At 65.9% G+C, this 1,680-nt stretch carries 3 protein-coding genes; 1 reads left to right on the top strand and 2 read right to left on the bottom strand.

The features are described 5' to 3' along the window. Positions 1-23 precede the first annotated feature (23 nt). Positions 24-257, bottom strand: coding sequence for a helix-turn-helix domain-containing protein (locus VF662_RS07425; protein WP_464139440.1), 234 nt, complete (start codon positions 255-257; stop codon positions 24-26). Beyond that, on the bottom strand, positions 257-847 hold the full coding sequence (locus VF662_RS07420; protein WP_464139438.1) for a hypothetical protein: 591 nt from the start codon (positions 845-847) through the stop codon (positions 257-259). Before VF662_RS07420 ends, VF662_RS07425 begins: the two co-directional genes overlap by 1 nt. Before the next feature lie 124 nt (positions 848-971). Between VF662_RS07420 and VF662_RS07415 the strand changes: the two genes are divergently transcribed. Next, on the top strand, positions 972-1,574 hold the full coding sequence (locus tag VF662_RS07415) for an outer membrane protein (protein WP_464139436.1): 603 nt from the start codon (positions 972-974) through the stop codon (positions 1,572-1,574). Positions 1,575-1,680 lie beyond the last annotated feature (106 nt).

Raw genomic sequence — 1,680 nt, 5'->3', positions numbered from 1 at the left:
GCCTGATCGGCGGGGAGAAGAGACTAGTCCTCTTCGCCGCCCAGGTCCGCGTCCGATCGCTCATAGCCCAATATGTCGCCGGGCTCGCATTCGAGGTAGCGGCAGATCGCCGCCAGCGTCGAGAAGCGCACGCCCTTCACCCGGCCCGACTTCAGCAGGGACAGGTTCGATTCCGTGATCGAGATCGCTCGCGCGAGCTCGTTGGAGCGGACCTTGCGCTTGGCCAGCATCACGTCGAGGTTGACGACGATCGGCACTAGACGATCTCCGCCAGGTCGGCGCGGGCGCGAAGGCCCGCTGAGATCGTCCATGTCGCCGCCAGGGCGGCGGCTGCGAACAGCAGGTTTCGCTGCATCTCGTCGAGATCGATATTGATGTCGAAGGTTGCTGTCGGTGCCACCCCGGACAGCAACAAGCCCGTCCGGACCGCCTCTGCAACCGGGGTGGCGACCGCCATTACGAGACCCGCAATCGCTGCCCGGAGCAGCCAGGGAACTCCGCTCAACGCCGCCTCAACGCCGGGGCGTGACGAGCGCCATAGCGCAATGCCGATGCAGTACATCACCGCAAGCTCGGGAAGCCGTCCCGCCAGCTCGAGCAGGAACAATCGGAGCCGAACTCCGCGATCGTTCAGCCTGCTCTCGAAGCGTGCTCGCGCTGCCGCGTCGGGTTCGACCTGCGTCCGCGCGGCAACCGGGAGCAGCACATACGGATCCGGCCGCAGCTGGGCTCGTCCCGCCTCATATTCGAACATCACCCCCATATAGGCCGGCGCCACCAGCGGCAGCGCCAGCGTCGCGGTCCGATGGGCGGCGAGCGCAAGGAAGACGAGCGCCAGGACCCTCACCGCACGCGCCCGACCTCGGCGTAGCGAATATTTGTCTTGCACAAAGTACTTTCTGTTTTACAGCAATAACTCCCCTCATTACAGCATGTCCTCAGAACACATGCAATGCGAATCGGGGAGGGAAATGAACTACGTAACGACACTGTTTGCAGCCGCACTCCTGAGCTGCGCCACGGCGGCGGCGGCCCAAAGCGAGCCGGCGCCCGAAGCGTTCACCGGCGCCTATGCCGGGTCTGAACTCGGCGCCCATGAGCATCACTTCTATCTGAACGTCACCGATCTCGGCACCAACCGGACCGAGGGGCGCTACTATCGGGCCTGGGGCGTAGGCGGGGGCGCATTCGCGGGCTTCGATTTCGCGCTCGCCGAACGCGTGCGGCTGGGGCTGGAAGCGGGCGTGAGCCTCGGGGGAAACAACCCCGTTGCCCGCTTCGCCGACGGCACCACTTACACCCAGCACCCCCGCTTCGGCTACCGGGCCACCGGGAAGGTCGGCTACCTTCTCCGCCCGCGGCTCCTCGCCTACGGCACCTTCGGCTATGGAGGGCATAAGTATCGGCTGGGCGGCACCGCCAAGGTGGCCGACGTGCACGAATGGGGGAGCAGCTTCACGATCGGCGCGGGCTTCCAGTACCGGGTCAGCCGCCGGGTGGACGTGCGGCTCGACTTCCGCCATCTCGACAACGCGATGAGTCACATCCTCATCGGCGTTCCGGTGCGCTTCTGATGCTGATCCTCGCCCTTTTCCTCCTCCAGGCTCCGCCTCAGCTTCAGGCGGCGGAGCCTTCGTCCGAGGAGATCGTGGTGATGGGCGAGCGGCTGAAGCGCCTGCG

Source organism: Allosphingosinicella sp. (genome assembly GCF_036387215.1).
In the GTDB taxonomy this organism is placed as follows: Bacteria; Pseudomonadota; Alphaproteobacteria; order Sphingomonadales; family Sphingomonadaceae; genus Allosphingosinicella.
Note: the sequence above shows the minus strand (reverse complement) of the source record. Positions and strands in the feature narration are given on the sequence as shown.